The organism is Falsiroseomonas oryzae (assembly GCF_027856955.1).
Taxonomy (GTDB): Bacteria; Pseudomonadota; Alphaproteobacteria; order Acetobacterales; family Acetobacteraceae; genus Falsiroseomonas; species Falsiroseomonas oryzae.
The window spans coordinates 1-600 of record NZ_JAPSMD010000992.1; the positions used below are offsets into that span (position 1 = coordinate 1).

The following is a 600-nucleotide window of genomic DNA, read 5'->3' on the forward strand; positions in this document are numbered from 1 at the left end:
GTCGCGCGATGCCGGCCTGCCGCCCGGCATCGCGCGACTGGTGGACGCGCTGGAGCGCGCCGGCACCGAGGTGCGGGAACGGGCGGAACCGCTCTCGCCTGCGCTCGGCGATCTCGGCGCCGTCCAGGGCGCGCTGCGGCAGGACATGTCGGGCGAATTGCATGGCGATGGCAGCTTCGCGCTGCTCCATGCCGAGACCGAGACCGCCGCGGCCGAGGTGGTGGCCGACTGGCTCGCCGCCGGCGGCGCGACGGGACACACCGTGATCATCGCCGACCGGCCCACCGCGGCGCTCGACGCCGCGCTCGCCCTTCGCGGCCTGCCGCCGCTCGGAGCGGGTGCCGCCTCGGCGCAGCGCGGCGTGCTCCAGTTGCTGCCGCTGCTGCTCGCGACGCGGTGGCGGCCCTTCGACGCGGCGCGGATGCTGGAACTGCTGCAGGCCCGTCCCTCGCCGGTTCCCTTCGAGGTCGCTCGCGCGCTGATGCGCGTCCTCGTGGAAGCGCCCGGCCGCGGCGGGACCGCCTGGATCGAGGCGCTGGCCAAGGGCCGCGCGGAGCTCGCCGCGAGCCTCGCCGAGGAGGAGGCGGGCAGCCCGACGCG

At 77.2% G+C, this 600-nt stretch carries 1 protein-coding gene; it reads left to right on the forward strand.

All coding sequences use genetic code 11. The features are described from left to right. On the forward strand, positions 1-600 hold a 600-nt coding region (locus OZN99_RS33130), incomplete at both ends, for a hypothetical protein (protein WP_456299934.1).